Raw genomic sequence first — 25,281 nt, 5'->3', positions numbered from 1 at the left:
ATTGTGATATCAACAGCATCCACACAAGAGCTGTGTGGCATATTGTCTTATGATCTTCCGAGACCTTTTAGCGAACCACACTGACCTCAGGCAAAGCGAATCGAGATCGTTGCGTGATCTGCATGGGTTATTTGAGGGTCGTCGCATGAGCCATCGAAAGGCTGATATCCCTTGTCAAATTCGAGGATATCGATGCTGAAAATAGGGTACGCATCTCTGAAGAGCCCGGTGGCCATGATATGCCACGGAAACGCATGCCCGCCGGGTGTGGGGCTTGCAGTCCTTGAGGATGTAGAGGAGAGAGACGATATCGAGGCGCTCGTCAGGGATGCAGGTGTGCCGGCTGTGCTATCATTCAGATCAGCATCTCCCGACAGGCTCCCGGAGTTTTCAAGAACCGCGGCCAGGATGCATGCGATCCTGGAGCTCGATCTCTCCGATAGGGATTCAATTGATCTCACCAGAGCATGCAGCCTGATTAAGCTGATCAAATCAGCTGGGGCTGCAACCTCGCTGCGCATTTCGCCGGCTGCTTTGAGCCCGAAGTCGAACCCGGGCGCGGTTAAGAGCCTCGAATCTGCAGGGCTCGATCTGATTCACCTCGATCTCAGAGGCTGTGATGGATCTGCGACCTCGGTTCTGAGGAGCATATCAGATGTCAGAGGACCAAGAATAATGGCGCTATCTGAGATAAAATCATTCGAAGACGCGAAGCGCCTGCTCTCGATGGGCGCGGATGCGATCTCGCTCAAGGAATCCACAGACGAGGAGTTTGCAAGCTGGATCTCCTCTGCCCTCAGGAAGTTCGAGGATATCACAGGATGGTACAACGCTCCGAAGCACATATGCGCCGGCGGCGACCTTCGAGGCCTCGCATTCTGCTGCCCTCCGGTCAAGCCATGCCCTGTCCACGGCGCCCTGAAAAGGCTCGGCATGACCCCTGATGAGTTCGTGCGGAGGAAGCTCGAGCTCGCAAGGGGGACACCCCTCGAGAAGGGCGATGGAACATGCTTTGGCAGCCTGATATGGTGCTGCAAGATAACAAAACCATGCTACCTGAGGGATGTGGCGCTTAGAAGGGCAGGTCTGACACCTAAGGAGTACATGATCCTGAAGAGAAGAGTCGCTGAGGGACTGCTGCGGTGAATGCCTCCTGTCTGTCCTCCTGTTAAATCCTGCTGAGATGATGAATGAGATGATAATTGATCCGGAGAGGGTCGCCCAGATGGCCCAGCTGGCCATGCTGCTGGAGCTCTCCTCAAGCCCCAAGCCAGGAAATGTGGACAGATGTCACGATTACGAGGACATGAGCTTCAGCCACTTTGTCGCGAGCGCCGTGCTCTCATATCCCTCATTCAGGAGGGCCGCGTCTGGGGCGTCGGGGGTGGGCAGGCTCATTCTGGATACAGTCTCGGCATGGCGTGAGTGGGGGCTGAGTGGCAACACACACTTCGGGGAGATAGCCCTGCTCATACCGCTCGCATCTGCAGCATCCAGGCCCGGACCGCTCGGATCAGAGATCCTCAGAGTTGTGGAATCGACCACTGTGGAGGACTCGATATGTTTTTACAGAGCATTTGAGCTTGCTGGTGCCAGGGCTGCTGATGTGAAGGAGATGAGCCTGAAGGATCCAGGAGCAGTTGACGAGATCGCAGCGAGGGGCATGCGGCTGATAGAGCTTATGCGCATCTCTCAGGGGCACGACCTGATCGCGAGGGAGTGGGCCACAGGCTTCTCGAGGAGCTTCGAGCTCGCGGATGTTCTCTGTGAGATGGCTCCGAGGCACGGGCTGAACAGAGGTGTTGTTCTCACGTACCTGACCGCGCTATCAGAAGAGCCAGACAGCCTTGTGGCTTCCAAATTTGGAATCGATGTTGCTCTTGAGGTCTCAAGGATGGCAGGCGCGGCTCTCAGATCTCAGGATGTCATCTCGAGCGCAATGGAGATGGACAGGGTGCTGATCTCAAGGGACATCAATCCGGGATCCACAGCTGACCTGATAGCATCATCTTTATTTATCGCGCTGATGAGGGGCCTGAGGTTCTGAGGAGATGCAACAAATGGATGCAGATAGTGTTCTTGATGAGCTTGGCATACTTCCAGGCATAAACGAGGTCATCGTCACGACCGAGCGTGATGGCGTCCCGAATGCAGCCCCAATCGGCATAATAAGAGGAGAACGCATAACCGTCCGTCTCTTTCTCGGGACGCACACATACGAGAACGTCCTCGCCACCGGCCAGCTCGTGGCGAACGTCACCCATGATCCGATGATATTCGTAGAGGCTGCGATGACTGATCTTGGAGAAGAGTGCTTTCTCAGAAGGGGCGGGGTTCTTACCTTAAAGGATGCCGAGTCCTGGGCGCTTTTCAGGTGCAGCCCGTACAGAACAGACATAATCATGCCAGAGCTCGAGTTTGTCAGGGGAGAGGTCATCAAAAAGGAGTTCCGCGCCATCAACCGCGGTGTATCGTGCGTTATCGAGGCTGCAATCGCAGCCACCAGGTACAACGCGCTTCGTGTCGATTCCTACCTCGAGGAGATAAGAAAGCTCAAAAGAATTGTGCAGAGATGTGGGGGGCCGAGAGAGATCGCGGCCATGAAGCGCCTCGAGGAGCATCTCGCTCTACCGTGAGCTGGGATGCATCTCCAGAAGCATCAAATATCGGGAAAAGATCTGCCATCCAGCTGATTATCAGCGGCAGCCAGAGGGTTCCTTATCCAGATCTCCGATGGTTCGGAGATGAGGAAAAATGTGGGAGGGACTGGGCTCAGTCGAAGTCCTCGCCCATTCCGCTGGGCTCCTTCTCCTTGCCCTCCTTGCCCGCGCCGGTCGACTTGGAGGCGATCACGTCGTCTATCCTCAGTATCATCACAGCAGCCTCGGCGGCTGAGCTGATCGCCTGTGTCTTGACCCTGAGAGGCTCAACGACGCCGCGCTCCAGCATGTCGACCGCCTCTCCGGTATCCATATCGAGACCTGCGGCTTTCATGCCCTTCTCGTGCTTGCTTCTCAGAGCGACCAGAGTGTCGATCTGATCGAGGCCGGCGTTCTCAGCGAGCGTCTTCGGGATGATCTCCATCGCCTCGGCGAACGCCTCTATGGCGAGCTGCTCTCTACCACCGACAGTGGCTGCGTACTCTCTGAGCCGGAGAGCGAGCTCTACCTCGGGCGCTCCACCGCCGGGCACAAGCATGCCATCCTCTACGACCACGCCCACGACGCGGAGCGCATCCTCCATGGCCCTGTAGAGCTCATCGACCACGTGCTCTGTGCCGCCGCGGAGGATTATGGACACTGACTTCGGATTCTCGCACTCCTCGACGAAGGTCATGTCGTCTCCGGCGATCTTCCTCTCCTCGACCAGCCCGGCCTTGCCGAGATCGTTCGGGGTCAGCTCATGCAGGCTTGTCACGATCCTGGCGCCTGTCGCGCGGGCCAGCTTCTCCATATCGCTCTTCTTCACCCTCCGGAGCGTGTAGATGCCTGCCTTCGCCAGGAAGTGCTGCGCCAGATCATCAATGCCCTTCTGGCAGAAGACGACATTTGCCCCTGTGGAGACGATCTTGTTGACCATCTCCTTTAGCATCGACTCCTCCTGATCCAGGAAGGCCTGGAGCTGATCAGGCGAGGTGATCTCGATCTTCGCGTCGACCTCGGTCTTCTCTATCTCGATCGGCGCGTTGAGGAGCGCTATCCTGGCATTCTTCACCTTCTTCGGCATGTTGGGATGCAGGCGCTCCTTATCGATCACCATACCATGGATCAGCTGGGAGTCGGTGATGCTGCCGCCCACCTTCTTCTCAACGGTGATGTTGTCGATATCCACGGAGCCGTCCTCGTCCACGATCGCCTTCACAGCCTTGACCGCGAGCTCTGCGAGCTCTCCCCTCGCGTTGCCGCTGCCCTTGCCGGTCATCGCTGTGATGGCGATCTTCTTCAGCAGCTCCTCATCATCCGGCGATACCTTCACCGCGAGATCCTTCAGGATCTCGATGGCCTTCGTTGCGGCGTCCCTGTAGCCGGTGGCTATGACGGTCGGGTGGATCTCCTGCTCGAGAAGCAGCTCTGCCTGCTTCAGAAGCTCGCCAGCCAGGACAACAGCCGTTGTGGTGCCGTCGCCTACCTCCTCATCCTGAGTCTTGGCGATCTCCACCATCATCTTGGCGGCCGGATGCTCGATATCCATCTCCTTAAGAATTGTAACGCCGTCGTTTGTTATGACCACATCTCCAAGGGTGTCCACAAGCATCTTGTCCATGCCCTTGGGTCCCAGCGTGGTTCTGACGGCACTGGCCACAGCCTTGGCCGCCATTATGTTCGACCTCTGCGCCTCCCGGCCAGCAGTCCGCTGGCTTCCCTCTTTGAGTATCAGTACAGGTGTTCCACCTAGTCCAGCCATTCCGACACCTCTTCTTACAGCGGGGATGTAAGTGTTTTGAAGTTCTATATAAAGATTTCGCAAGCTCCTGCCTCTATCGCACAGGCAAACATTTTTCTCAGATCTCCGCATCAGAGCAAGAGATGCCATTCAGAAATCCATATGCACTCCTCGGCCTTCTCAGCATACTGCCGCTGATCGTGCTCTACCTGATAAAACCGAAGCCCCGTGACGTTCTCTTCCCCAGCATAAGGTTCCTCGAGGCTGGAAAGGCCAGGAGATCCGCAGCCCTTAGCAGGATGATAAAGGATCCACTCTTCTGGCTGCAGCTTCTCATTCTCATTATCCTCTCGATTGCCGCTGCCGGGCCGTACACCCTCGAGAGAGGGAGCCCCGGCTCGCATCTTGTTCTTGTTATGGATGTATCTGCGAGCATGGAGAGCACATTCCAGAACGCTCTGAGCATAGCATCATCAGAGCTCTCCGGATACGACAGGGTGAGCATCGTTCTGGCAGAGTCAATACCCGTCGTGGCGCTGAGAGAGGGCAGCGCTGATGAGGCCCGGTCTATTCTGGATAAAATCGATGTGCTCGATCTCCCTGCTGACATATCGAGCGCGATGAACCTGGCATATACACTGACAGGACCGGAGGGTGGTGACATTCTCGTCATCTCTGACTTCATAAGCTGGATCGGAGACGACCCCGGTGCCACAAGGGACTCCCTCACCGCGACAGGTGCCAGCATAGTCTTCGCAGACACCGGCGGAGGGGGAGATAACGTCGGGATTGTCGGGGGCTGGCTGACAGAGACCTATGAGGGTATCAATTACACATGCAGAATTCACAACTATGGATCTGCGAGGAGCCTCACGATAAGAGTTCAATCCCAGGGCGGAAGCTCAGAGCACAGCGCGTTCATAGGTGCAGATGAGGACTACTACCTTTCAGTCAGCCTTCCATCCGGCATCAGCACGGTATCTCTCGATGTCAGGGATGCGGTATCTGCTGACAACACGGCGTACATCTACGCCCCGCTGCGGGATGATACGAGGATTCTCTATCTGGGAGATAGCAGCCCTGCCCTGGCGGCGCTAAGGGCGATTGGCAGCGTTGATACCATGGGCAATCCAGATGGCTACGACCTGGTGGTCATCAGAAACAGCTCGATAGATGGAGGAATCAACAGGTATGTGGACTCAGGGGGGAAGATAGTTTACATCCCTCAGGAGAACTCCCCGAGCCCTGAGTATCTGCCGGTTAGGATCACAGGCGCTGTAAACAGGACCGGCATCCCATGGGCGAGAAATCCCGTCTTCGGAGAGGGGATCCACTTCGAGGAGATAGGGATAAGGTCTTACATTGATGCAGTGCCAAGGCGCGGATCGACGATTATGGTGGAATTAAACAGCGTTCCCCTGCTCGCATACTGGAATCTCGGGAGAGGGACGGTCGTCTACAACGCGCTCGAGTACGGCAGCGATTTCCATCTCAGACCTGAGTACCCCGTCTTCTGGTATGAAATGGTGAGATGGCTGACAGGCGCCCCGTCGCTGGATGATGTCAACAGGAAGACAGGGGAGGTGGTGCCGCTCGAGAGGCAGGCGACCGTCAGCACGCCCGGAGGCACGGTCACAGCACAGCTCCTGCTTCTCGACAGGGTGGGCCTCTACACTTTTGATGGAAGGAGGCTCGCTGCTAATCTCTATGATCCCGCTGAGTCTGATCTGAGGGGCGGCAGATCCTTCGCTCCCGGAAGCTTCAGATCCAGCGCCAGTACTGAGAAGCTTGTGGAGAGGGATCTCTCGGCCTGGCTCATCCTGGCGGCTCTGCTGCTGCTCATGGCCGAGCTCGGGATAATAAGATGGAGGAGGGAGCTTTGACAGAGATGTACCTCCAGAGGCCGGAGCTGCTCTGGCTCGTCCCAGCTGTCCTCGCAGCGGGGCTTCTGTACACGAAGCGCACACCCCGGAAGCTTCTGGTCATCACGAGAACCCTGGTGGTGTGCCTGATCATAATCGCGCTTGCGAACCCGTACACAGTAACGACCCACACAAAGGACGTGAGCAGGCCAAGGATAACGATACTCTCGGATCAGACAGCATCCATGGAGATCTTCGACTTGAAGGTCGCAGAGCGCCTGAGCGGTAGGATCCAGGACTCCCAGCTGAGGTACTTCTCGGGCGAGAGCACGCCGCTGGGGGACAGGATCATACAGTACATGCCACAGGCTGATTCAATCCTGCTTGTGAGCGATGGGTACAGCAACAGCGGACGCCCGCTCAGGGATGCCCTGCTCCTTGCCAGAAGCTCGAACGTCTCGGTCTTCGCAGTCGAGATGAAACCTGAAGCAAAAGAGGCAGGCATCGAGATATCGGGAAGCAATATTGCAGTTCTGGATGGAGACTATCCATTCAAGATAGTGATCAGAAAATCCGGAAGCATCAGCGGGGATCTTGTGGTATATGCGGATGACCTGGAGATCTTCAGGAGCTCCCTGGAGAGCATAAACGAGTCGCTCAGGATATCACACAGGTTCCGGAGCACAGGAACGCACATGCTGAGAGCTGAGATACATCCGGACGAGGACCACTTCGAGAGTAACAACAGATACACAAAAGCTGTGTACGTTGTGCCGAAACCGCGAGTTCTGCTCCTGGGCAGATCCTCTCCTCTGATGGATGTGCTCGGGGATCTTTTCGATCTGAGCACTGCAGATGCTCTCCCACAATCTCTGAGCGGTTACAAGGCGGTCGTCCTGGATAACATCAAGTACGATCCTGAGCTCGACCGCCTGAAGGACTACGTGGCAGGCGGCGGCGGCCTGGTCGTCGTCGGAGGTCCTGATGCATATGAGCTGGGTGGCTATTACAGCACTGTGTTTGAAAGGGCCCTCCCGGTCGTATCATCCCCGAGCCTCTTCGAGGGCGGGAAGGTTATGATCATGGTCATGGACATCTCCGGAAGCACCATGGCGCCGATGAGGATCGGTGAAAGCACTACATATCTCGATTACGAGAAGTCCCTCGCGATAGAGCTCCTCAGATCTCCGGAGCTCAGGGACGCAAGGGTTGGCGTTGTGGTCTTCGGCACCAAACCCTACGTCGTATCACAGCCGGTGCCTGTCAGAAACAGGGGCGTCATAGAGGAGAGCATAAAGAGCCTGCAGACCCCCATCGGAAAGGACGAGACGAACCTGGACGAGGGGCTCCGCCTGGCATGGAAGATCATCAACGAGAGCAGGGCTGAGGCAGATATTGTGGTCATATCAGATGGCAGAATAGAGCCTGACAAGGTCAAGGGCGATCGGGTTTTCCTCAACTCTGTCGATATTCTCAGGAAAATGAACGCAACGGTCACCCTGATACAGGTCCAGAGCTATGCAGGGTCTGCGGGCAGGTTCCAGGAGATGGCATCGCTCACAGGCGCCACTTTCCGTCCTGCAGTGTATCCGAGCTCCCTGACGGTGAGAACCCCCGAGATCGAGAGGGAGCATGAGGTCGCAGAGAACGTCTCCGGATACACGCTTGTGATAACAGATGAGAACCACTACATTACAGGGGATATAGAGATCAATGCGACGATAAGCGGTTTCAACGACGTAACCCCGAAGCCCGGCGCCCAGAGGCTCGTGGCGCTGACAGACGGAAAGCCGATAGTCACAGCGATGCGCTACGGACTTGGAAGGAGCGTCTCCCTGGCCACAGACGATGGCAGTGCCTGGGCTCAGCCGCTTTACGCTGAGGATAACTCTATGCTCATATCGTCCATGGTGAACTGGGCTGTCGGCGATCCGAGGCCGGAGAAGGAGCGGGTTGAGTCTGGAGATGGGTGGGCTGGAAGCCCTCTGGAGATATACGTCTCAAGCGAGAGCCCGCCCAGGATCGGGGCGGGCGCGAGGATCGAGAGCACAGCCCCCGGCAGATACACAGTGACGATCGTCCCGGAGTCAGAGGGAGTCTATTACGTTAACGACTACGGGATCGCCGTGAACTACCCGCTGGAGTACAGGGAGTTCGGATTCAACCCGGAGCTGAGAGGGCTGATAGAGGCAAATGGTGGGAAGATATTCACAGAGGAGGAGGCGGGAAGGAGCATCGTGGAGGAGGCGAGAAGGGCAAGTGAGCGTCTCGTTCAGGAGAGGGCCAGCATCAGCTGGCAGCCGCTTCTGGCCGCGCTGGTATTGTTCCTGCTGGAGGTCACGATCAGGCGCCTGAGGGAGATAAGGGGCTGAGACGCTCCTGATGCCCGTTGCCCCATTGTTTCGCATTCAGAAGACCTAGGTTATGCGATTGGGCTGAGAGAGCACCTGCTCAGATCATCAAATGTTGCAGGCATGCAGTCTGGCATGAGAGGCGCATCAGGTCTTCTCCCTCTCAAGCTCGCGCCTCAGGATCTCTATGATCTCCAGCAGCTCATCCCTTCTTGCGGCGCAGATGTGGCGACCGGCGATCTCCTCGAGCCTCCGTATCGCCTCCTCGATCCCTGACATTCTATCTCCTGTAGGAATGGATCTGGTTTGACGAATATGCATTTCTTACGGTGTCTGGTGTTATGCCGGAGATGATTGCGGAACCGTTCCAGCACCCCTCGAGTCGTGCGATCTCCAGATCCACAGATCGGTGTGGTTCACAGAGACAGTGCCCAAAGGGCAACACAATCAAGCGATAGAGGCCTCGGTGAGCCTTCGTTTGACGAAACCCCTCTCGAGGCTTGCGAGGAACCACCCGGCCTTCGGCCCCTGACGCTCCCCCAGAAACGCAAGGTACACCGCCTGGAAGAACTTCTTCGGATCTATGCCGAGCTCGTTTGCCACTGCATATATCTCGTCGTGGATCTCCGGCGCGCTCTTTCCCTCGATCCTCTCCGCCAGCATGCCAAGACCCCGGCGCTCCTCCGGGGTGATGTTTCTGACCGCCTGGGGGAGGGTCTCCTTCACCTCGAACTTCACAAATGGCGGTGCGTACCGTTCCAGCCATATCCTCACATTCCGGGCGCGCGCGAGTATCTCATCCCTGCGTGATGTCTCGTATCCGCTCCTCTCCAGAACTTTTAGCAGGAGATCCTCGTCATCACGTGCGATCTGGACAGCAGTCACCATGTGCCTGAACGGTATGGTGAATGGCTCGCTGTCTCTTATGGAGGAGAGCTCAAGCGCTCTTGCATCCCCCCTCCTCTGGTCGTACTCATCCACAAGGGTGAGGAGCGGAAGTCCGGGATCGAACTCTATGTGCTTCTCGGGCTTTGTTCTGATTATGAGGTAACGCAGGACCTCAGGAGGCACGACATCGAGCATCTCCTGGACAGTCACAACAAGCCCTGTCGAGCTGTGCATCGCGCCCTTCCCCTTTAGATGGATCCACTCGTAGACGATAGGATACGGTGCAGGATAGCTGTAAATATCCTCGCTGATCCGCTTTCCCGTATCGTAAGATCCGCCTGCTGTTGCGTGATCCTTTCCGAAAGGCTCGACCGTCACCCTGAAGATGTGCCAGCGTGCAGGCCAGTCGACCCTCCAGACGAGCTTGCCACCACCACGCATGCTCACGCTCCCTGAGGACCCACACTCGCATACATAATCGACCTTCTCGGAATCGAGATCGAATCCTGTCACACGGGTGGTGTTCATGCGGCCGCAGTCCCTGCAGATCGGATCGAATGGACTCCAGGTAGGCGCAACATCCCTGCCGGAGATCTCCTTCAGTATCTTTGCGATCTCGTCCCTCTTTTTCAGCGCGGTCTTTATGGCGTTCAGATAAACGCCCTCTTTGTAGAGCTGATCCGCCCTGTACACCTCCGGCTTTATATCCAGAATATCCATGGATCTGAGGAAGGGCTTCAGGAAGTGCTCTGAGTAGCTGCTGCAGCACCCTTCCGGGCATGGGATCTCGGACAGAGGCTTGCCCACGTGCTCCCTGAAGCTCTCGTCCAGAAATGGATAGAGCCTCCGCAGGCGATCATATGTATCAGCTATGTAAATCAGCCTCGCCTCCACGCCCCTGTCCAAAAGAGCTCTGTATACAGCATCAGCTGTCATGACCTCGCGCAGGTTGCCTATGTGCACAGGCCCGGATGGAGTTATGCCTGTGGCCAGAGTATGCGGGCCACCGTCCTTTAGCCTCTCCGCAATCACATCTGCCCAGTGGATGATCATAAGCCGAGATCGATGCAGAGCGGGATATTAAGCTTCCGGCCACGACAAAGCGCATCTGAGAATGTATGTACAGAATTAGCGCTGGCCGAAGAGACGGCGCAGGTGTCTGGTTATCTCAGACCTTGGTATAGTTATCGTGAAACCGATTTCACGGGGCAGTTCCTATGTGCCATCTACCTTCCTCAGCTGATATGCCCGGTCCGGCCCCCATCTAGTTTGGGGAGAGGGCGAAGCTGGAAGACCCCGTAAGGCCGGGATGAAAGCGGAGCACTCCTCTATTTCGAGACGATCACCGATGAAGGGGTCCCAAAAATGATTTGTGCTCGGACCACTGATGCGAACCACTAGCTTTGAGACAAACCAGTGCTGGCATCAGTGGCAGGAGTACGTGACCTCCTCCCCTGAAGGGGAGGGGTCTTCTGCCTGATTTCCTATAACAATCTCCGATCTCCTGGATCTCTGAGCTGGCCTTGTAAATGCGCGGGCAGGTTCTCCGCTCTCAGTCCTCCTCCTTCTCGTACTTGAACGATAGCTTCACCTTCGCCCTGTACTCGACGATCTTGCCCTTGTCCAGCCTCACATCAAGCTCGGTGACCTCGGCAACCCTCAGATCCCTCAAAGTCTTTGAGGCTGTCTCCACGACTGTCTTCACCGCATCCTCCCACCCAACCGTCGATGTGCCGACGAGCTCTATGAATTTATATACATCCCCGTTCAAGCAAATCACCTCACGAATTAATTGATATAATGATTCTATATCTTAATATAACTTTCGAGATTGTGGTGCACGCACCAGCGATCGTATCCCGTGGGCTGTTGATCGTTGCTGTACAGGGCGCGATTCGTCTGATTGACCCCTCCTTACCAAGGGTTTTGTCTACACTCTCGAGATGCATCTCTCACAGAATCCTCAAAAGCTATAGCGATGAAGTACAACCGAATTCTGATGATACGGGAGCACTTCAGGCTTCATCAGACGATAGCCACAATCGTGGCCAGATCTCAGGAGCACATAGAGATAGCAAAGAGCGCGATAATAGACAGCAGGATCCAGCTCGAGGAGTTCATAGCCTCTGACCCAATCTTCCAGCTGACCCTAGAGCCGTACGATCGCCCTGTGGATGATGCCCCGGCTGTTGTGAAAAGGATGTGCCATGCATCGTCCCTCTTCCACGTCGGACCGATGGCTGCGGTCGCCGGAGCGATAGCCGCATCTGCGGTCGAGGCCATGGTGGAGGCAGGGGCAGATTACGCTGTCGTTGACAACGGCGGGGATATAGCGATATGCTCAGATGAGCCTGTGCTGGTCGGGATATACGCCGGAGCATCTCCGATAAAGGACCTGGCTCTTGAGATTCATCCTGCAGAAGGCATTCTGGGGGTTTGCAGCAGCAGCGGGACCGTCGGGCCGTCGATAAGCTTCGGGTGCGCAGATGTCGCGACCGTTATATCCAGAGATCCGGCGATAGCAGATGCTGGAGCAACTGCGCTTGGCAATGCTGTCACTCCTGATATCAGCCTGGAGGAGTGCTTCAGTGCGGTTGATAGAACTGGGGTGATCGCAGCTCTGGTTATAAGAGGGGATGAGATGGCTGTGTGGGGAGACATGCCTCCCATACGGAGGGCGCGGGTTGGATACGATCTCATAACAAAGGGATAGGCGCCTGGTGCTTCTCCGACCTGAAGAGAGGAGCTTCCTAGAGATCTCCACAGGCAATGCCCCATGGTACGTGGCTGAATCTTATCGGCACTCAGCCTTGTAAACATTCCTTACATATTCCGCAGGTCATTCATAGTTTCCTTACGGGCAAAAATTGGAGTCTGCGCCCTGCTCGCTCCTGTCAGATGGATCAGTTCGCTAGCGCCGCACAGACATCTCTCTCACAACTCCGGTTCCATCTGCGCCTCCGGCTGAAAAGCAAAGTTTTATCTTCCACGCGATTCAACCCTGCGTGCATGTCAGTAGAAACTTCTGCGTGGGATCGCTTTCTACCATCTTGAGCACCTTCGCGGCCAAGAGGTGAGGATATTCGACACGACCCTGAGGGATGGGGAGCAGACCCCGGGGGTATCGCTCACCCCTGAGGAGAAGCTCATAATCGCCAGGCAGCTCGACAAGCTCGGGGTCAATGTCATTGAGGCTGGCTTTCCTGTATCTTCAAAGGGCGAGTTTGAATCCGTCAAGGCCATAGCGAATGAGGGGCTCACCGCCACAGTCTGCGGCCTTTCGAGGATCATCAGGAGCGATATCGACAGGTGTCTGGACGCGGGTGTCGGCATGGTTCACGTATTCGTCTCGACCTCCGACATCCAGATAGCACACACGATAAAGAAGAGCAGGGAGGAGATAGTCGCGGACTCGATAAAGGCGGTCGAGTACGTGAAGGACCACGGGGTGGTGTGCCTCTTCTCGGCCATGGACGCCACCAGGACGCCCCCGGCCTTTCTCAGGGAGATCTTCAAGGCTGTTGAGGGCGCAGGGGCGGACATAATAAACATACCTGACACCGTGGGTGTCATGGCGCCGTCCGCGTTCCACCGGCTCGTGAAAGAGGTCTGCAGCTACATGAACATACTCGTGGATGTGCACTGCCACAACGACTTCGGGCTCGCGGTGGCGAACAGCCTCGCAGCTGTGGAGGCTGGTGCGCGAGAGGTCCAGGTCACGGTCAACGGTCTGGGTGAGAGGGCCGGCAATGCGAACCTCGCAGAGACCGTCATGAGCCTTCACTCGATATACGGAGCGAAGACATCGATAAAAACGCAGTACCTCGTTGAGACGGCAAGGCTTGTTGAAAGGCTCACAGAGACGCGGATACCGATAAACGCGCCAATCGTCGGAGACAACGCGTTCTCCCACGAGAGCGGCATACACAGCCATGGGGTTATAGAGAGGAGCGACACCTTCGAGCCTGGCATAATGACTCCCGAGATGGTCGGCCACAGGCGCAGGATCGTCCTCGGAAAGCACACGGGAAGGCATGCGGTTAAGAAGGTGCTCGAGGAGTCTGGCTATCATCCGACAGAGGATCAGCTCCAGGAGATCCTCCGGAGGATAAAGGAGCTCGGCGACAAGGGCAAGCAGGTTACGGATGCGGATCTCCAGACCATCGCAGAGGTCGTCCTGGGCGAGATCGCGAAGGGAGAGCAGGCGCTCGTCCTCAAGGAGGTGGCCGTGATGACCGGGAACACGATCACGCCCACAGCCACCGTAAGGGCCCTCTTCAGGGGCGAGGAGAAGGTGCTCGCAAACATCGGGGTTGGTCCGGTGGATGCTGCAGTCAAGGCTGTGAGGGAGATACTCGGCCAGGACAGCCTGATCAGGGTGAGGGATTTCAGGATAGAGGCCATCACAGGGGGATCTGATGCCCTCGCAGAGGTCGTTATAGGGGTAGAGGATACCGAGGGCAGAAAGGTATCCGCCCGGTCTGCGCGGGAGGACATAGTCATGGCATCGGTGGAGGCGCTTGTCAGCGCCATAAACCGTCTTCTGCTCCTCGAGGAACGTGCATCCAGGTAGCAGATCAAAGAAATGATCAGGAGATGTTCTCTTGGTAGCGGTCATAGATGCACACTGCCATCTCGATTTCAAGCACTTCAATAAGGACAGGATGGATGTTATAGAGAGGGCGAGAGCTGCAGGCGTCGTGGAGATGATCAACTCTGGAGTTGACCTTCATACGAACAGAGAGACGCTGAAGCTGGCCAGGTCGCATGAGTTCATACACGCGACCTTGGGCCTCAGCCCCAACTCCCTCGACCGGATGAGACCTGGGGATGTGGATCTCGTCCTTGATGAGATCCGGCAGAACTCCGGGGAGATAATCGGGGTCGGCGAGGCGGGGCTGGATTACTACAGGTGCAGTGATCCAGCCCTCAGAAAGCAGCAGGTCGAGGTCTTCCGCAGAGTGATACAGCTCGCAGAGGAGCTCGGCAAGCCGCTTGTGATACACGCCAGAGATACCGAGGATATGGCATTCGATCTCGTTAAGGGTATGGAGAAGGTGGTATTCCACTGCTACAGCGGAAGCCTGGAGACCATGAGGAAGATCGTCGACAGGGGATTTTACGTATCTATAGCAACAGTTGTGTGCAGATCTGTGAAGCACCAGGCTCTGGCGAGGAGCGTGCCGGTGGACCAGCTACTCCTCGAGACAGACAGCCCGTTTCTCTCTCCGAGAAAAGGCAGGAACGAGCCGTCCTTCATACTGGACTCGCTCAACCTCATAGCGCGGATGAGGGGGATGGAGCCTGAGGAGCTAGCCAGGGCGACGGTGAGAAACACCAGAAGGATTTACGGCATGTGATCTCCAGCCGGGCGCCTTGTATGTGTATCTACGCTAATTCGTGTGCGCAGGCAGCGGTTCTCGATGCCTTCCGACCGCTTCGGGTTCAAGGCATTTCCGCGCGTCGAGAGGGGATTTAGGGCACGGATCAATGAAGGGATCGGCTTTCATCGCATATAACTCATGACTCCCGCGATGCCATATGATGCTGAGAATGAACTCGTCACAGAATTGAATGGGCAGGCGACTTCGATAGGTGATCCTGCAGTGCCTCTCCACGCAAGGACCTCATACGAATCGATCGAGCACCTCCTGGCTATTTTGAGTTGAGAGAGGTTCAACGGTAATATAAAAATGATCAGAGAAAATCTGGGAGAGATCGTTAAATTTAGTGCCTGCAAACCACGATGGTCAAACCATACACCACCGTCATCGATAGAAAATTATATGAATCGACCTGTGGACATAATAAAGATTAGGGTTCTGAAATAGAGGATTAGCGATCATGGCTATACACTTCGAGCACATCCTGAAGTACCTCGGATCCAAGAAGGAGAAGGGAAGGAAGAAGATAGGTCTCCTGGTAGATGGTCCCAACATGCTGCGCAAGGAGTTCCAGATGGACCTGGAGGAGATCCGGAACATACTCAGGGATTACGGCGACATAAAGGTTGGAAAGGTCTTCCTGAACCAGTACGCCTCAGAGAAGCTTGTAGAGGCCGTAGAGAACCAGGGATTTGAGCCGGTGATATGCACCAGCGATGTCGATGTGCGGATGGCCGTGGAGGGCGTCGACATGATCTACAACCCTGTCATAGACACCATAGCGCTCGTCACCAGAGATGCGGATCTGAAGCCAGTGCTCATGAAGGCGATGGAGCACGGCAAGGAGACGATAATCTTCGGTGCAGAGCCCGGCTTTTCTGTTGCGCTGAGGAACTCCGCAGATTACGTCATAGTGCTCAGAAACGGCGAGTACGTCACAGAGTCCTGAAACTGGAAGTGGTACCATAAGAGATATCGTCAGAGGATTGTTGTCATTTGGCATGGTCTCCGATCAGATCTGGGATGATATCAAGCCCAGAGGCTCAAGCATTCCGGCATCTCTTGCTGTAATCGCTCTGTGCATCATCGTATCGATCGCAATGGCCGTGAACCCCTGGGCTGTGAGGGGATACCTCTCCCTGAATCCGGCACTTGTCGAGTCCAGGCCCTGGACGCTGGTAACGCATATATTCGTTCATGCTGACATAGGCCATCTCTTCTGGAACATGCTGGCTCTCTTCTTCTTCGGGACGGAGCTCGAGAGGAGGGTTGGGGAGAGGAATTTCCTCCTGGTGTTCCTCGCGTCCGGAATATTCGGCGGCATCATAGAGATGCTTGTGGCCACCGGATACATGATGGGCGCCAGCGGAGCGATCATGGGGGTCATGGGCGCCCTGGCGATAATCGCGCCCGAGATAAGGGTGATAATCTTTCCCATACCGATACCTCTGGGGATACCGCTGGCGATAGCCCTCCTGGCGTTCCTGGATCTCTATTACCAGATAAGCCTGAGGGGAGCAGATGGCATAGGGCACATGGCACATCTCGCTGGCCTTCTCGCCGGTCTATTCTTCGGACAGAGCTTTGGAAGGAGGAGAAGGTACTACTGATCCTGAGATATGGTGTGCACCGCATCACCGAGATCTGATGTGCTATCAAGATCTCATCGAAATCTCATGTGAGGCTATCGATTCATGTCGTTCCAATCAGCTTCCAAGAACACGACCAGAAGCTCTGATGGCGGAGAATCCGGTGGAGATATCTCCACGGCGTGCCCGCTGGATGCAGAGGATTTATATTCGTTGAGATCGAGAGATAAAGAGCTGCATCGGAGTGTTTCTGAGCACCGTGAGGTGTTGCCTGGAATCGCAGTCTCATCGCCTGCGGTATTTTTAGGGAGGATCCACCATGCGTCAGAGATCTAAAAAGGGTATGCGTTCGAAGGAGGAGGTCTCACAGCTGAGAACCCCCATAGTCTGCGTTATGGGGCATGTCGATCACGGGAAGACAACGCTGCTGGACAGGATAAGGGGCACCACAGTCGCACAGTACGAGGCCGGAGCCATAACGCAGCATATAGGCGCTACCGAGATCCCTCTGAGCGTGATACAGCAGTTCTGCGGTTCTGGATTCAAGGCGAGCCTCATGGTGCCAGGGCTGCTCTTCATAGACACCCCGGGCCATCATGCGTTCACATCGCTCAGAAGCCGTGGTGGGTCGCTCGCGGATCTTGCCATACTTATAGTGGATATAAACGAGGGGTTCCAGCCGCAGACAATCGAGTCGATAAACATCCTGAAGAGGTTCAGGACTCCGTTCGTGGTCGCTGCAAACAAGATAGACAGAATCCCAGGCTGGCGACCTGTCGAGAACGCCCCCATGGCCAAGAGCCTATCGGGACAGACCGAGCGGGTGGTGGAGGCGCTGGAGACGAAGATATACGAGCTCGTCGGAGAGCTCTACAAATACGGCTTCGACTCCAACCGCTACGACCGGATAACAGATTTCACTAAGACCGTGGGCATAATCCCGGTCAGCGCCATAACCGGAGAGGGAATTCCCGATCTTCTCCTGGTCCTGGTTGGCCTTGCACAGAGGTTCCTGAAGCAGAACCTGGAGATCGAGTCGAACCGTCCGGGTGTGGGAACGATACTTGAGGTGAAGGAGGAGAGGGGGCTCGGCACAACCCTTGATGTCATACTTTACGATGGCATGATCAGCGTCGGGGATACGATCGTGGTCGGGACGCCACGCGAGCCGATAATAACAAAGGTGAGGGCGCTTCTCAAGCCCAGGCCGCTCAAGGAGATACGGAGCGAGGAGCGGTTCACCCCTGTGAAGCATGTCGTCGCTGCCTCCGGTATAAAGATATCAGCCCCGAAGCTCGAGACCGCGCTTGCAGGATCCACCATCCGTGTCGTTGGCGAGGGAGAGGATCCGGAGGCGATAGCCAAGGAGATAAGGTCTGAGATCGAGGCCGTGAGGATCGATACAGACACAGTCGGCGTGATACTGAAGGCAGACACCATTGGATCTCTTGAGGGGCTTGTCGGCGAGCTTCGCGCCAAGAACATACCCATACATGTGGCTGATGTGGGCCCGATAACTCGCAGGGATGTCATAAGGGCCGCTGCACTCAAGGACCCACTTCTCTCAGTCATCCTGGGATTCAATGTAGAGATACTTCCGGATGCCCTCTCGGAGATACAGAAGCTGGACGTTCCTGTATTCCAGAGCGATGTCATCTACACGCTACTCGAGAGCTACGAGGCATGGATGGAGGAGAAGAAGATGCAGATGGAGCAGGAGCGGCTCGAGGCCATAATCAAGCCAGGTTGTGTTCGCATACTGCCCGACTGCGTCTTCAGGCAGTCAAAGCCTGCTATAGTCGGAGTGCAGGTGGTTGGAGGGACAATAACACACAACGTGCCGCTGATACGCGAGGATGGCGCTGTGGTTGGCACCATACGTGGAATACAGCAGAGGAACGAGAACATACCCATGGCGACGGTCGGCCAGGAGGTCGCGATATCGATCGATGGTCCGACTGTTGGGCGCCAGATTCACGAGGGAGATCTTCTATACGTCAACATACCTGAGAAGCATGCCAGGATCATAGAGCAGGAGCTCAAGCAGAAGATGTCTCAGGACGAGATAGAGGTCTTCGAGAAGTTCCTGGAGATCAAGAGGAAGAAGGACATATTCTGGGGAAGATGAGCCTTCCCAGTTGTGGGCCCGAATCGCCGAACATTCTTACAGGAGCCGGCATTCTGTTGGCACAACACATCATTATCCTGCGACGCCGTATACTCCTGTAATCCAAGAAATGACCACTGATGACCAATGGCCGGATGCTGCGGATATGCCTCACTCAAATGTATCGCATGCCAGATCGCGGATATCCAGCGTCTCAAATCATGCGACCAGATGCTCTCCCGTCGTCCTGCTGCTCAGATGGTCCATGATCCTGTTCATCACATCATAGACCTGATAGACATGATCCTCTTTGAGGTCTATCTCCCGTATCGGAAGTGACATGAGCACACCCACCTCCAGGCTGCGGCTCATATCATCACGCATCGCGATGCCTCTCACGCTCTCGAGCATCTCCAGGACCATCTCTGATTCAGCAGCATCATCGTCGACCATCTCCATCTTCCAGCCTGCTGTTATGGATCTTATCAGCTCCGTCCTGAGATCATCATCGATCCTCAGAACGTCCAGCATCTCGATGATCATCCCCAGAACGTTGCTTCTGAACCTGCCATGCTCCATGGCCGCCGGCCCTGTGAAGACCGCCTCATAGTAATCTGCTATGCCCAGAAGTTTGTTGCAGATATTTGATCTCATTTCAGACCACCGCTTCGAAGCCCAGGCCTCCTACATGCACTGCAACGCATCCGCAGCTTTATAGTTGTCACAAATTAACTAAATAGATGAAAATACCCTATAGATAATTTATAGATCAATCGACTGCTCCAGTAAGCGGCCAGAGTGCCTCTGCATTTAGTGCGGATCGTACTGGGTGTGGGAAATGGTTTATCTACGATGCACCCAACCGGGGCAGCATGTTCACGATAATCACAGGTGCACAGTTTGGTGATGAGGGAAAGGGCAAGATTGTGGATCTGCTTGCTGAAAAGTATGATATCGTAGCGCGCTTTCAGGGTGGGGATAACGCGGGGCACACTGTTAAGGTGGGGGATAAGACATACAAGCTCCATCTGGTGCCCAGCGGCGTTCTTTTCAACAAACGGCTTCTGATAGGCCCGGGCGTGGTGCTCAACCCGAAGATCCTGTGGGGGGAGCTCCAGGCCCTCTGGGGAGAGGGCATGAAGGTCGATCTCGGCATAGATCCCAAGACGAGCATAATAATGCCCTATCACATAGAGATGGACGCCTTGAGGGAGAGGGCCAGGACAGCAAAGATCGGCACCACCAAGCGCGGGATAGGATATGCGTACATCGATAAGATCGCGCGCGAGGAGGTGCAGATGGCCGACATCACGGATCCGGAGCTGCTAAGGAAAAAGCTGGAGGAGATAGCGCCGGCGAAGGAGGCCGCAATAAAAGAGATGGGAGGAGACCCCTCTGTTGTGAGGGACGAGGCGCAGCTGGGCGAGTACCTGGAGATCGGAAGGGCTCTGAAGAACAACCTCACAGATGTCTCTCTGGAGATAAACCGTGCGCTCGATGAGGAGAAGATGGTGCTCGCAGAGGGCGCGCAGGGATCTTTTCTGGATGTGATCCACGGCACGCAGAAGTTCGTCACATCGAGCTTCACGACAGCAGGCAGCGCATGCGCCAACCTGGGCGTCGGACCGGTGCGTGTCGATAACGTTGTCGGCGTTGTGAAGGCATACATCACGCGTGTGGGCGAGGGGCCGCTGCCCACGGAGCTGAAGGACGAGACCGGAGCCAGGCTCAGGGAGGCTGGCGGAGAGTACGGGACGACGACAGGAAGGCCGAGGCGCTGCGGCTGGTTCGACGCGGTTCTGGGGAGAAAGGCGGTGTATCTGAATGGATACACAGAGCTGGCTCTGACAAAGCTGGATGTGCTCACCGGCCTCAGAAGGATAAAGATCTGCGTCGCGTACGAGCTCGATGGTGAGATCTTAGAGTATCCGCCGGAGAGCACATCGGATCTTGAGAGATGCGTCCCTGTTTATGAGGAGATGGAGGGGTGGTCTGAGAGCATAAGCGATGCCCTCGACTACAACGACCTGCCTCAGAATGCGAGGGCGTATGTGGAGAGGATACAGGAGCTCATGGATGTGGATATAGCTGCGATATCGGTCGGCCCTGCAAGGGAGCAGACCATTTACCTGGAGTGATCGCGCGGAGCGAGCCCGAGGTCGTCTCTCGTGAAGAGCGACTCGAGCTCGAATCCCGCATCCCTCAGAGTCTCTCTTCCTCCCTCCATCCTGTCCAGGACTGCGAGGGCCTGGACGGGCCTGTACCCCGCCTCCTCGATCCGCTCGATCGATCTGAGCAGTGAGTTCCCTGTGGTGACGACATCATCGACGACCGCAACCCTCGCGCCCGGCTCCAGCACTGGTCCCTCGATGAACCTCCTCATGCCATGCTTCTTCGGCTCCTTTCTCACGATCAGGCCGCACAGATCCCTTCCCTCTAGATGGCCAACCACAATCATGGAGGAGACGATCGGATCCGCTCCCAGCGTCATCCCTCCGATGGCACTCACCTCTGGCCTGACGAGATCGAGGAGAAGTTTTGCTGTCAGATACGCTCCCCTTGGAGTGAGAACCATCCTTCTTAGGTCCACATAGTAGTTGCTGGTGCGACCTGAGGAGAGGACTACTGTGCCGACCTCAAGCGCAGTCTCTTTTATCAAGCTGAGCAGCTGCTCCCGCTCTGGGGACATCGGAACCTCACTGTGAGGCTGCGACCTCTTCTCTGTAGATGGGCGTGCCCTCTGACTCGGTGCACTCCTTGAAGAGCTTCATCAGGAGTTTTGTCAGAGGTCCCGGCTTACCGTTTCCTATCACTCTGCCGTCTATCCTGGAGACAGGAGCTATCTCCGCTGCAGTTCCCGTAACGAAGACCTCATCTGCGGTGTAGAGATCGAAGAGCCCGAGCCTGGTCTCCTGGACAGGTATGCCGTTCCTGCTCGCGAGCTCCAGCACGACCTCTCTCGTTATGCCCTTCAGGTTGTTCAGAGTCGGTGGGGTGTAGATCCTGTTGTCTCTTACGACGAATATGTTGTCGCCGCTGCCCTCTGAGATCGTGCCCTCTGCATCCAGGAATATCGCCTCATCCCCTCCTTTTATATTGGCCTCTATCTTCGCGAGGATGTTGTTCAGGTAGTTCAGAGACTTTATGTTCGGTGGGAGCGCAGCGGGAGAGTTCCTTCTCACGGTGACGGTGATCGCGTTCAGCCCGACCTCATAGAGGTCTCCGTACATCGCGTCCCACCTGACAGCTATTATTATGACAGTGGGCTTTGGGCACTTTCTCGGATCGAGGCCCAGGTCGCCAACGCCCCTGGTGACCACGGGCCTGATGTACGCGTCTCTCAGGTTGTTTCTCCGCAGGGTCTCGAGTATCGCCTCGCACATCTCCTCCTGCGTCATCGGTATATCGAGCATTATGGCCTGCGCTGAATCGTAGAGGCGCCTGACATGTGCCTCGAGTCTGAAGACCCTGCCTCCGTATGCGCGAATGCCCTCGAAGACTCCATCTCCATAAAGAAGACCGTGGTCGAAGACAGAGACCACCGCCTCCTCTCTAGGGACAAAGCTGCCGTTGACGTAAACGATGCTCATGGAATGACCTCCCAATTTGCTTAGGATAAATGGGTTTTGATGCATGGTATCGATGGATTTATTAAAGAATGGATGAAGGTAGATGGTTACATCTTCATCGGACGTTGATGTTATGGTACGACTTGGTTTCGTGGTTTCAGAGTTCAATAGGGATATAACATACCAGATGGAGCTTCTCGGGAGGGAGCATGCGCGATTTCTCGGCGCTGAGGTTGTCCAGACGATAATGGTTCCCGGCGTCTACGACATGCCGCTGGCTGTCAGAAAGCTCCTGAAGAGGGATGGGATAGATGCTGTTGTGGCGATCGGATGCGTGATCCAGGGCGAGACCGCGCATGACGAGATCGTCGCACAGCATGCTGCAAGAAAGCTCATGGATCTCTCGCTGGAGTTCGACAAGCCCGTCACGCTCGGCATCAGCGGCCCGAGGATGTCGAGACCGGATGCTCACAAGCGTGTCGATTACGGCAAGCGCGCGGTTGAGGCTGCCGTCAAGCTGGTAATGCGCCTGAGGGAGGAGTGATATGGTCTCAAAGAGGCTGGCCTCGATAGAGGAATCCGCCACCATGAGGATCTCTGCTGAGGCCAAGCGCCTGAACGCTGAGGGGTTTGATATCATAGATCTCGGGGTTGGTGAGCCGGACTTCGATACACCCAGGCACATATGTGATGCGGCGTGCAGATACATGATGGAGGGGAAGACTAGATACACGCCTACAAACGGGATACCTGAGCTCAGAAGGGTGATCGCGAAGAAGCTCCGCGAGGAGAACAGGATACCAACAGTGCCTGATGATGTGATAGTGACTCCTGGCGCGAAGATGGCTGTATTTGCGGCTATCCAGGCGCTTCTCGATGAAGGGGATGAGATGGTGCTCATCGGCCCATCATGGGTAAGCTACGAGCCATGCATCAGGTTCGCTGGCGGCAGGCCTGTATGGGCTGATGTCGATCAGGATTTCATGCCGATAGATCTTCCTGAAGCGATAACAGATAGGACAAAGGCGATACTCGTTAACTCCCCCTGCAACCCGACCGGCGCAGTCTTCGGGCGCGATGTGATGAACGAGATCAGGGATCTCGCTATCGACCACGATATCTATGTCGTATCCGATGAGGTCTACGAGAAGATAATCTACGGGCATGAGCACATCAGCATCGCCTCCCTTCCTGATATGGCAGAGAGGACCGTTACCATAAACGGCTTCTCCAAGTCTTATGCAATGACAGGCTGGAGGCTGGGATACCTCACAGGTCCCAAGGATATTTTGAAATGGGTCAGCAGGCTTCTCTCCCATTCTGTATCTCATCCTACCACCTTCGTCCAGTGGGCCGGGATCGCAGCGCTCGAGGGGCCCCAGGATGATGTGAAGAGGATGACCGAAGAGTTCAGGGCCAGGCGGGATATCCTGGTAGAGGGGCTGAGATCGCTTGGGATGAGATGTGCTCTCCCTGGCGGCGCATTCTACATCTTCCCGGACGTCTCCCCTCTCGGCGGAGGGGATGCATTCGCTGAGCGGCTGCTTAAGGAAGCGAAGATCGCGGTCACCCCTGGATCTGCATTCGGTCCTGGCGGAGAGGATTACGTGAGGATCTCATACGCGACATCGCGAGAACGCCTGAATGAGGCGCTGGAGCGGATGGGGAAGATGCTGGGCGATTAGCGCCAGCCGGGAACTGAGCCGCAGCGATCGATTCGCTGCGATCCCGTAGTTGGCCTCAGTTCACCATCATCGGGCTGTATCCTGCAAAGGAACAGCCAGCTCTACCTCTTTTGTTGTGCGTGAAGCCACTTTTTTAGAATGCATCGCAAAAAAATTATATGAGATCGCGATAAGTGCCACCTGCGAATGGTACACACATATTCAGTCTCGGAGCTCTGCACCAGGATCCAGGACAGGCTAGCAGGGGATGTGAGGCTCCGCGATATATGGACGCGGGGTGAGCTCTCGAATGTCGTGAACCACAGCTCAGGCCACAGGTACTTCACGCTCAAAGACTCTGAGGCACAGATATCGTGCGTCATGTTCAGAGCATACGCATCTGATCTCGATTTCGTTCTCAGGGACGGAATGAACGTCAGGGTCTTCGGTGATGTTGGATTCTACAGGGCGAAGGGTGGCGTCCAGCTTCAGGTGCGGTTGATCTCTCCGGACACGGGCATCGGAAGGAGCGCGATGGAGCTCGAAGCGATCAGGAGAAGACTGGCAGCTGAGGGCTTCTTCACTCCTGAGAGAAAGAGAGCGCTTCCCAGGTATCCTGAGAGGATCGGGATAGTCACATCCATGGATGGGGCTGCGCTTCGCGATGTTATTCGCTCTCTGGGGAGATATCCTGCAAGGATCATCCTCTCTCCAGCGACCGTACAGGGGGATGCTGCTGCGCACAGCATGATCTCTGCGCTGAGGGCGCTCCGCGGGATGGCGGACGTCATAATACTCTGCAGGGGCGGTGGCTCCGCTGAGGACCTCTCCCCCTTCAATGACGAACAACTCGCCCGGGAGATAGCTGAATGCGATGCTCCTGTCATATCAGCAGTCGGGCACGAGGTGGATGTCACAATCGCCGATCTGGTCGCGGATGCGAGGGCGTCGACGCCAACAGCTGCCGCGAAGCTTGCAGTGCCTGATTTGGAGGAGGTCGGACTGCGCCTGCGAAACCTGGAGGATCGCATGACATGGGCGATCGATTCGCGGCTGGAGCGGATCAGATCGAGACTGGATTATTTAAGTAGGGGCATCGGGGCGCGTCAGATGTATGCTCTCTTGGAGAGAAGAAAGGTCAGGCTCCGGGATCTGTCGAGAAGACTTCTGGATGCGGAGAGATCGATCGTTGATTCGAGGGTGAGACGGCTCGAGATCGCCAGGGCAAGACTGGATTCTGCCAGCCCGCTCGCGGTGCTCTCGAGGGGCTACACCATGGTCATAGGTCCAGGGGGAGTAGCATGCAGCGCAGCAGATCTCAATAAGGGAGATGAGATCAGGCTTGTGTTCTCAGACGGCGAGGCTTACTGCAGAGTGAATGGGATCGAGCTCAGGGAATCCGCGCGGGGAGGATCTGAGTGAGGCTCGAGGATATTCGCCCGAACATCGCACTTCGTGGGGTGCTGCCGGACTGCACTGTGAGT

At 55.9% G+C, this 25,281-nt stretch carries 22 protein-coding genes; 15 read left to right on the top strand and 7 right to left on the bottom strand.

The window, feature by feature from the left end; all coding sequences use genetic code 11:
- Positions 1–192: 192 nt before the first annotated feature.
- Genes NQU42_RS02015 through NQU42_RS02005 form a run of 3 tightly spaced genes read left to right on the top strand, consistent with a single transcriptional unit; the run spans position 193 to position 2,636 of the window.
- Positions 193–1,146, top strand: coding sequence for a methanogenesis marker 9 domain-containing protein (locus tag NQU42_RS02015; protein WP_296608627.1), 954 nt, complete (start codon positions 193–195; stop codon positions 1,144–1,146).
- A gap of 49 nt (positions 1,147–1,195) precedes the next feature.
- Positions 1,196–2,047, top strand: coding sequence for a triphosphoribosyl-dephospho-CoA synthase (locus NQU42_RS02010; protein WP_296608626.1), 852 nt, complete (start codon positions 1,196–1,198; stop codon positions 2,045–2,047).
- 13 nt (positions 2,048–2,060) lie between these two features.
- Positions 2,061–2,636 carry a DUF447 domain-containing protein gene (locus tag NQU42_RS02005; RefSeq protein WP_296608624.1) on the top strand — a complete coding sequence of 192 codons (576 nt, stop codon included), beginning with the start codon at positions 2,061–2,063 and terminating at the stop codon, positions 2,634–2,636.
- Between the two features lie 136 nt (positions 2,637–2,772).
- On the opposite strand, the gene thsA is transcribed toward NQU42_RS02005, so the two are convergent.
- On the bottom strand, positions 2,773–4,404 hold the full coding sequence (gene thsA / locus NQU42_RS02000) for a thermosome subunit alpha (RefSeq protein ID WP_296608622.1): 1,632 nt from the start codon (positions 4,402–4,404) through the stop codon (positions 2,773–2,775).
- Between the two features lie 122 nt (positions 4,405–4,526).
- Here thsA and NQU42_RS01995 point away from each other — a divergent pair, with 122 nt between their 5' ends.
- Positions 4,527–6,266, top strand: a complete 1,740-nt coding sequence (locus NQU42_RS01995) for a VWA domain-containing protein (protein ID WP_296608621.1) — start codon at positions 4,527–4,529, stop codon at positions 6,264–6,266.
- A 5-nt stretch (positions 6,267–6,271) separates the two neighbouring features.
- Entirely contained in the window at positions 6,272–8,617 is a 2,346-nt protein-coding gene (locus NQU42_RS01990; protein ID WP_296608702.1) for a VWA domain-containing protein, read from the top strand.
- Between the two features lie 126 nt (positions 8,618–8,743).
- On the opposite strand, the gene NQU42_RS01985 is transcribed toward NQU42_RS01990, so the two are convergent.
- From NQU42_RS01985 to NQU42_RS01975, 3 genes are all read right to left on the bottom strand, one after another.
- Positions 8,744–8,875 (bottom strand): hypothetical protein, encoded by a 132-nt coding sequence (locus tag NQU42_RS01985; RefSeq protein ID WP_296608619.1) that lies wholly within the window; start codon positions 8,873–8,875, stop codon positions 8,744–8,746.
- Between the two features lie 168 nt (positions 8,876–9,043).
- Positions 9,044–10,537 carry a lysine--tRNA ligase gene (gene lysS, locus NQU42_RS01980; RefSeq protein WP_296608617.1) on the bottom strand — a complete coding sequence of 498 codons (1,494 nt, stop codon included), beginning with the start codon at positions 10,535–10,537 and terminating at the stop codon, positions 9,044–9,046.
- 499 nt (positions 10,538–11,036) lie between these two features.
- Entirely contained in the window at positions 11,037–11,255 is a 219-nt protein-coding gene (locus tag NQU42_RS01975; protein ID WP_342766388.1) for a dodecin family protein, read from the bottom strand.
- A 207-nt stretch (positions 11,256–11,462) separates the two neighbouring features.
- Here NQU42_RS01975 and NQU42_RS01970 point away from each other — a divergent pair, with 207 nt between their 5' ends.
- The 6 genes from NQU42_RS01970 (at position 11,463) to infB (ending at position 18,585) form a co-directional block, all read left to right on the top strand.
- Complete coding sequence (locus tag NQU42_RS01970; protein WP_296608614.1) at positions 11,463–12,197, top strand: UPF0280 family protein; 735 nt, start codon at positions 11,463–11,465, stop codon at positions 12,195–12,197.
- Between the two features lie 360 nt (positions 12,198–12,557).
- On the top strand, positions 12,558–14,057 hold the full coding sequence (locus NQU42_RS01965) for a 2-isopropylmalate synthase (RefSeq protein ID WP_296608613.1): 1,500 nt from the start codon (positions 12,558–12,560) through the stop codon (positions 14,055–14,057).
- Positions 14,058–14,088: 31 nt separating this feature from the next.
- Complete coding sequence (locus NQU42_RS01960) at positions 14,089–14,844, top strand: TatD family hydrolase (protein ID WP_296608612.1); 756 nt, start codon at positions 14,089–14,091, stop codon at positions 14,842–14,844.
- A gap of 484 nt (positions 14,845–15,328) precedes the next feature.
- Complete coding sequence (locus tag NQU42_RS01955) at positions 15,329–15,817, top strand: TIGR00288 family NYN domain-containing protein (protein WP_011696470.1); 489 nt, start codon at positions 15,329–15,331, stop codon at positions 15,815–15,817.
- Positions 15,818–15,869: 52 nt separating this feature from the next.
- A complete protein-coding gene (locus tag NQU42_RS01950) occupies positions 15,870–16,478 on the top strand; it encodes a rhomboid family intramembrane serine protease (protein ID WP_296608608.1) in 609 nt (202 codons plus the stop codon).
- A gap of 298 nt (positions 16,479–16,776) precedes the next feature.
- Positions 16,777–18,585, top strand: a complete 1,809-nt coding sequence (infB, locus tag NQU42_RS01945) for a translation initiation factor IF-2 (protein ID WP_296608606.1) — start codon at positions 16,777–16,779, stop codon at positions 18,583–18,585.
- A gap of 198 nt (positions 18,586–18,783) precedes the next feature.
- Here infB and NQU42_RS01940 read toward each other — a convergent pair whose 3' ends face one another.
- Complete coding sequence (locus NQU42_RS01940) at positions 18,784–19,218, bottom strand: hypothetical protein (RefSeq protein ID WP_296608605.1); 435 nt, start codon at positions 19,216–19,218, stop codon at positions 18,784–18,786.
- Between the two features lie 218 nt (positions 19,219–19,436).
- Between NQU42_RS01940 and NQU42_RS01935 the strand changes: the two genes are divergently transcribed.
- Positions 19,437–20,702: an adenylosuccinate synthase gene (locus tag NQU42_RS01935; protein WP_296608604.1), complete on the top strand. Its 1,266-nt coding sequence runs from the start codon at positions 19,437–19,439 to the stop codon at positions 20,700–20,702.
- On the opposite strand, the gene pyrE is transcribed toward NQU42_RS01935, so the two are convergent.
- Both pyrE and ilvE read right to left on the bottom strand, forming a co-directional pair.
- Entirely contained in the window at positions 20,690–21,253 is a 564-nt protein-coding gene (gene pyrE / locus NQU42_RS01930; RefSeq protein WP_296608602.1) for an orotate phosphoribosyltransferase, read from the bottom strand. The two genes, NQU42_RS01935 and pyrE, sit on opposite strands and share 13 nt — an antisense overlap.
- Positions 21,254–21,260: 7 nt before the next feature.
- Positions 21,261–22,154, bottom strand: a complete 894-nt coding sequence (gene ilvE, locus NQU42_RS01925; RefSeq protein ID WP_296608601.1) for a branched-chain-amino-acid transaminase — start codon at positions 22,152–22,154, stop codon at positions 21,261–21,263.
- Between the two features lie 112 nt (positions 22,155–22,266).
- Here ilvE and ribH point away from each other — a divergent pair, with 112 nt between their 5' ends.
- From ribH to xseA, 3 genes are all read left to right on the top strand, one after another.
- Positions 22,267–22,677, top strand: a complete 411-nt coding sequence (ribH, locus tag NQU42_RS01920; RefSeq protein WP_296608599.1) for a 6,7-dimethyl-8-ribityllumazine synthase — start codon at positions 22,267–22,269, stop codon at positions 22,675–22,677.
- A 1-nt stretch (position 22,678) separates the two neighbouring features.
- The gene (locus NQU42_RS01915) at positions 22,679–23,818 is read left to right on the top strand and encodes a pyridoxal phosphate-dependent aminotransferase (RefSeq protein ID WP_296608598.1); all 1,140 of its coding nucleotides are present in this window, start codon (positions 22,679–22,681) and stop codon (positions 23,816–23,818) included.
- 186 nt (positions 23,819–24,004) lie between these two features.
- Positions 24,005–25,219, top strand: a complete 1,215-nt coding sequence (gene xseA / locus NQU42_RS01910) for an exodeoxyribonuclease VII large subunit (protein ID WP_296608596.1) — start codon at positions 24,005–24,007, stop codon at positions 25,217–25,219.
- The last annotated feature ends 62 nt before the right edge of the window (positions 25,220–25,281 follow it).

It is taken from the genome of Methanothrix sp. (assembly GCF_024518575.1).
GTDB lineage: Archaea > Halobacteriota > Methanosarcinia > Methanotrichales > Methanotrichaceae > Methanothrix_B.
Note: the sequence above shows the minus strand (reverse complement) of the source record. Positions and strands in the feature narration are given on the sequence as shown.

Bases quoted from the DNA above. Each gene is read 5' to 3' on its own strand.
- lysS (WP_296608617.1), bottom strand. From the start codon at position 10,537: ATGATCATCCACTGGGCAGATGTGATTGCGGAGAGGCTAAAGGACGGT.
- pyrE (WP_296608602.1), bottom strand. From the start codon at position 21,253: ATGTCCCCAGAGCGGGAGCAGCTGCTCAGCTTGATAAAAGAGACTGCG.
- NQU42_RS01995 (WP_296608621.1), top strand. From the start codon at position 4,527: ATGCCATTCAGAAATCCATATGCACTCCTCGGCCTTCTCAGCATACTG.
- xseA (WP_296608596.1), top strand. From the start codon at position 24,005: ATGGTACACACATATTCAGTCTCGGAGCTCTGCACCAGGATCCAGGAC.
- NQU42_RS01990 (WP_296608702.1), top strand. From the start codon at position 6,272: ATGTACCTCCAGAGGCCGGAGCTGCTCTGGCTCGTCCCAGCTGTCCTC.
- NQU42_RS02015 (WP_296608627.1), top strand. From the start codon at position 193: ATGCTGAAAATAGGGTACGCATCTCTGAAGAGCCCGGTGGCCATGATA.
- NQU42_RS02005 (WP_296608624.1), top strand. From the start codon at position 2,061: ATGGATGCAGATAGTGTTCTTGATGAGCTTGGCATACTTCCAGGCATA.
- NQU42_RS01940 (WP_296608605.1), bottom strand. From the start codon at position 19,218: ATGAGATCAAATATCTGCAACAAACTTCTGGGCATAGCAGATTACTAT.
- NQU42_RS01915 (WP_296608598.1), top strand. From the start codon at position 22,679: ATGGTCTCAAAGAGGCTGGCCTCGATAGAGGAATCCGCCACCATGAGG.
- NQU42_RS01985 (WP_296608619.1), bottom strand. From the start codon at position 8,875: ATGTCAGGGATCGAGGAGGCGATACGGAGGCTCGAGGAGATCGCCGGT.
- infB (WP_296608606.1), top strand. From the start codon at position 16,777: ATGCGTCAGAGATCTAAAAAGGGTATGCGTTCGAAGGAGGAGGTCTCA.
- ilvE (WP_296608601.1), bottom strand. From the start codon at position 22,154: ATGAGCATCGTTTACGTCAACGGCAGCTTTGTCCCTAGAGAGGAGGCG.
- NQU42_RS01955 (WP_011696470.1), top strand. From the start codon at position 15,329: ATGGCTATACACTTCGAGCACATCCTGAAGTACCTCGGATCCAAGAAG.
- NQU42_RS02010 (WP_296608626.1), top strand. From the start codon at position 1,196: ATGATAATTGATCCGGAGAGGGTCGCCCAGATGGCCCAGCTGGCCATG.
- thsA (WP_296608622.1), bottom strand. From the start codon at position 4,404: ATGGCTGGACTAGGTGGAACACCTGTACTGATACTCAAAGAGGGAAGC.
- NQU42_RS01970 (WP_296608614.1), top strand. From the start codon at position 11,463: ATGAAGTACAACCGAATTCTGATGATACGGGAGCACTTCAGGCTTCAT.
- NQU42_RS01950 (WP_296608608.1), top strand. From the start codon at position 15,870: ATGGTCTCCGATCAGATCTGGGATGATATCAAGCCCAGAGGCTCAAGC.
- ribH (WP_296608599.1), top strand. From the start codon at position 22,267: ATGGTACGACTTGGTTTCGTGGTTTCAGAGTTCAATAGGGATATAACA.
- NQU42_RS01935 (WP_296608604.1), top strand. From the start codon at position 19,437: ATGTTCACGATAATCACAGGTGCACAGTTTGGTGATGAGGGAAAGGGC.